Origin of the sequence: Pseudoalteromonas sp. TAB23, from assembly GCF_000498075.1 — a bacterium.
Taxonomy (GTDB): domain Bacteria; phylum Pseudomonadota; class Gammaproteobacteria; order Enterobacterales; family Alteromonadaceae; genus Pseudoalteromonas; species Pseudoalteromonas arctica.
The window spans coordinates 1-4,389 of record NZ_AUTP01000173.1 but is presented as its reverse complement, the minus strand read 5'-3'; the positions used below and the strand labels follow the sequence as shown (position 1 = coordinate 4,389).

The following is a 4,389-nucleotide window of genomic DNA, read 5'->3' as shown; positions in this document are numbered from 1 at the left end:
CCGCCGTATTCATTAAACTCAGGCTCTAACTCAACACTTATACTGCCATCAGCACTTATTACAATCCCACGTTCTATAAACTCATGTGTGAACCACGTTTCTGCATCATCTTCACCATCAGGTGTAAAAGACACTTTATCGTAAGGAGCACCGCCCCAACCAACAGTAACGCCGTCTTCACTTACAGCATTAAAAAGGTTAATAGTTGAACGCGTTAAGCCATCATAATCAACAGATGCAACATCAAATAACGGTTGCTCTGTTACTTGTGTGTCATTGTACTTTATGCCAACTAATGAGCTTAATTTTTGATATTCAAAATTTGTAGAAATTGAAGATAAAAAACTAACCATGAAAGTATGTGCATCAGAATTAGTAAGTACTGCATCATTATTTTCAATGTCATCAAGTGTAAAGGTAATCTCTTTATCACTTAAATCAAATGCAGCCTCTGTATTATCGTAGCTATTTTCAATAATATTTTCAGTAAAATCTATATAGCTGATATCAATAGGTAAATTGTATAAACCATTTGCGAAACCAATAATATGCCCGCTTTCGCTTACATCTGTTACATAAGAATATTTAGCGTCTTCAAGAGTCCCTAATTCACTTAACTGGTACGTAGCACTTGTTGCTGAAGTGCTTAATGTCGCTAAAATACTGGCAGCGAGTAATTTATATTTCATTTTAGTCCTTACTACTGATTCTGTAATTCTTCAAGTTCTTCCCAGCGCTCAAGGGCAGCTTCAAGGTCAGACTCAAGTTGTGCCAAATGGTTCAATGCTTTAGTTGTTACATCACTCTCTTGTTTAAAAAAGTCTGAGTCACTAACTACAGCTTGTTGAGCTTCAATTTCAGCTTCTAGTTTTTCCATTTTATTCGGTAGTTGCTCTAATTCAAGTTTTAATTTGTAAGAGAGTTTATTTGTTTTAGCTGCAGGTTTAGCAACTGGAGCGACTACTTTTTCAACTTTTTTTACTGGTTGCTGCTGCGTTTTTTTTTCTTGTTCAGCTAAATAGTTAACGTAAGCCTCATAGTCGCTATAGCCACCTACAATATCTGTAACTTTACCGTTACCTTCAAACGCCCATACACTTGAACATGTATTATCAATAAATTCACGGTCATGGCTTACAATCAGCACTGTACCTTGGTATTGATTAATGATGTCCTCTAGTAACTCTAACGTTTCAATGTCTAAGTCATTTGTTGGCTCATCGAGAACAAGGATATTAGACGGTTTTAAAAACAATTTAGCTAATAGTAATCTGTTTTTTTCACCACCAGAGAGTGCTTTAACAGGGGTTCGAGCACGTGCTGGCGGGAATAAAAAGTCTTGTAAATAACCTAAAACATGACGTGAGCGGCCGCCCATCATCACTTCTTGTTTACCTTCGGCAACGTTATCTTGAACTGTTGCTTCTTCATCAAGCTTTTCACGATATTGGTCAAAGTAAGCAAACTCTAAATTAACACCTTGCTTAGTTATGCCGCTATCTGGTTCTAAATCACCAAACATTAGCTTTAATAGTGTTGTTTTACCAATACCATTTGGGCCTACTAGACCGATTCTGTCACCGCGCATTACCAGTGTAGAAAAATCATCAGCAATAACTTTGTCTTTAAATGCATGGCAAAGGTTCTTAGCTTCAAATACTAACTTACCAGAGCGATCTGCTGTTTCAATATTGAAATCAGTTTTACCAACTTGGTCGACACGTTGCTTACGCTCTGTACGAAGCTGTTTTAACTCTCTAACACGTCCTTCGTTACGCGTTCTACGCGCTTTAACACCTTGGCGGATCCATGTTTCTTCTTCGGCTAAACGCTTATCGAACAATGCATTTTGGCTTTCTTCTACTTTTAAATCATGGGCTTTTTGCTCTAAGTACGTAGCGTAATCACCAGGGTACGAAATAAGCTTACCACGGTCTAAATCTAAAATACGCGTAGCAACAGCGCGAATAAACGCACGGTCATGCGATATAAATACGATTCCGCCTTTAAACTCTTTTAAAAATTGCTCAAGCCACATTACACTTGCCATGTCTAAATGGTTTGTTGGCTCATCAAGTAATAATAAATCAGGCTCACTAACAAGTGCACGTGCAAGTGCTACTTTACGTAACCAACCACCAGAAAGAGACTCAAGTTTAGCTTCTGGCGTTAATTCTAATTGTGTTAGCACTAACTGAATTCGGCTATCAAAGCGCCAGCCATCAGCCGCTTCTAGTTGATTTGATAAACGTTCAAGCTTGTTTAATAACTTATCAGTACACACTGTTTGCAACTCATTACTTACATGATGAAAATCAATTAGTAAGTTTGCAATCTCAGGCATACCTTGCGCAACATAATCAAATACTGTGCCATTTGCGCCTTTTGGTGGATCTTGTTCTAAACGAGAAATTCTAATCCCGCCTAGCTGATTTATTTCACCATCATCTAATACAACTTCGCCATCAAGCACTTTTAATAGAGTTGACTTACCCGCGCCATTTCGACCAACAACACACACTCTTTCGCCACTTTCTATAACGGCATCTGCTTTGTTAAGCAAAGCATGCGTACCAAAAGCAAGTTGTGCTTTTAAAATTCTAATTAAATCCATAGTTCTTATTTGCTCTTATTCTGCTTGTGCTAAAAATTCGCGCACAGTGTGTAAAGTAAAAGGCCAAAATAATTGCTCGCCTTTTTCACTTTTTAATACAGGAATAGTAATTTGATACTCAGCTATAAGCTGCTCATCAGTCATAATATCGATTAGTAATAACTCACTCGTATTACTAAGTACCTCAGTGATAAGTTGCTCAGCTTGCTCGCACAAGTGGCAACCATCAGTGTGGTATAAAACCCATTTAGCCATGTGTGATTAACCAGCTATTATGGATTTTTTTATTACGTTTAAAGTCTGGTGATAACGTTTTATCTGAAATATTAATGGCTTTTAAACCTAAACCAATCAGACCAACTTCATCTATCACAAAGCCACGTTTGTTATTAGAGAAAATTAAGGTACCTGATGGGCTTAAAATCTTTTTAACCCACGTTAATAATTTAATGTGATCGCTCTGTACATCAAACGCGTCTTTCATACGCTTTGAGTTTGAAAACGTTGGAGGATCTAAAAATATCAAATCATATTGCGCCGTTGCGTGCTCTAACCATTTTAAACAATCTGCTTGTTCAAAACGGTATCGTGTATTACTAATACCATTTAAATCAAAGTTATCTTGGCCCCATTTTAAGTAGGTCTTTGATAAATCGACTGTAGTAATGGCTTTAGCACCACCAAGAGCAGCATGTACAGAAGCTGTACCTGTGTATGCAAAAAGGTTTAAGAAACGTTTATCTTTAGCATTTTCTTGAATATAACGGCGCATTAAGCGATGGTCTAAAAACAAGCCTGTGTCTAAGTAGTCAAATAAATTAACTTTGAACTTAGCACCAAACTCTTCAACAACCATAGTACGGTTTTGTTTAGACATAGCTGTGTATTGATCTTCGCCCTTCTGCTTTTTACGTACTTTTACAGCAATGTTTTCAGGTGAAATCTCAAGCTGTTGAGCCGTTAAACTTATTACGTCTTGCAGGCGTTTTTCTGATGTTTTTTCATCAATTTCTTTAGGCGCTGCATATTCAAAAATTACAGCAGAGTCGCCATAAATATCTACAGCAACATTGTATTCAGGGATATCCGCTTCATAGACGCGATAAGCATCTATTTTATTTTGTTTAAGCCAGTTTTTTAAGCCTTGCTTATTTTTTTTCAATCTATTTGCAAATGACGTTGAGCCTTCAAAATTGAGTGCTTTTTTGTCATCTGTAGTCAAACTTACTTGCTTATCATCTAATTGGTATAAGTTAAGTTCTACATCAAGCGGGCCATTTTTAAATTTATAACGCTTAAGGCGCACAAGTTTTAAAAGTTTAAATAAGCTCTCGTCCATACCCAATAAGGCAAGTTTCCAGTGATTGAAGTGCTTTTTAAAGCCAACGCCTAAATTACGGTGTAAATCAACAAGCTCAGCCATAGAGCCAATACGCTCACCATAAGGTAAGTTTGAAATTACAACACCCGGTAATTTTGCAACAGCTGTAAGTTTAGTTGCATCACTTTGCTTAAACTTAATCACGTCGTCAAGCTCTGCACGTTTAGCATTATCAATTGCTTTACTTAATACTTGCTCATCGTAATCGTGGCCAATTAACCATAATTTAGGATCAGTAATATTAGCGAGTAACTCTTCTTTAAGCTCTTTAAACTTAGCGGCTCTAAAACTGGGTAAACGCTCAAAAGCAAAACCTTCACGGAATAATCCTGGCGCTTCGTTTCGCGCCATACCGGCAGCTTCTATCAAAATAGTACCCGCACCACAACATGGA

Annotated in this window: 4 protein-coding genes; all 4 read right to left on the bottom strand. The window is 37.3% G+C overall.

The window, feature by feature from the left end; all coding sequences use genetic code 11:
• The coding region (locus tag L654_RS0108110) for a DUF3466 family protein (protein WP_024607751.1) at positions 1-689 on the bottom strand (689 nt) is incomplete at its 3' end.
• An 11-nt stretch (positions 690-700) separates the two neighbouring features.
• Positions 701-2,614, bottom strand: coding sequence for an ABC transporter ATP-binding protein (locus tag L654_RS0108105; protein ID WP_024607750.1), 1,914 nt, complete (start codon positions 2,612-2,614; stop codon positions 701-703).
• Between the two features lie 15 nt (positions 2,615-2,629).
• Positions 2,630-2,869, bottom strand: coding sequence for a glutaredoxin family protein (locus tag L654_RS0108100; RefSeq protein ID WP_007586898.1), 240 nt, complete (start codon positions 2,867-2,869; stop codon positions 2,630-2,632).
• The coding region (gene rlmKL / locus L654_RS0108095; RefSeq protein ID WP_024607749.1) for a bifunctional 23S rRNA (guanine(2069)-N(7))-methyltransferase RlmK/23S rRNA (guanine(2445)-N(2))-methyltransferase RlmL at positions 2,862-4,389 on the bottom strand (1,528 nt) is incomplete at its 5' end. The genes L654_RS0108100 and rlmKL, both read right to left, overlap by 8 nt.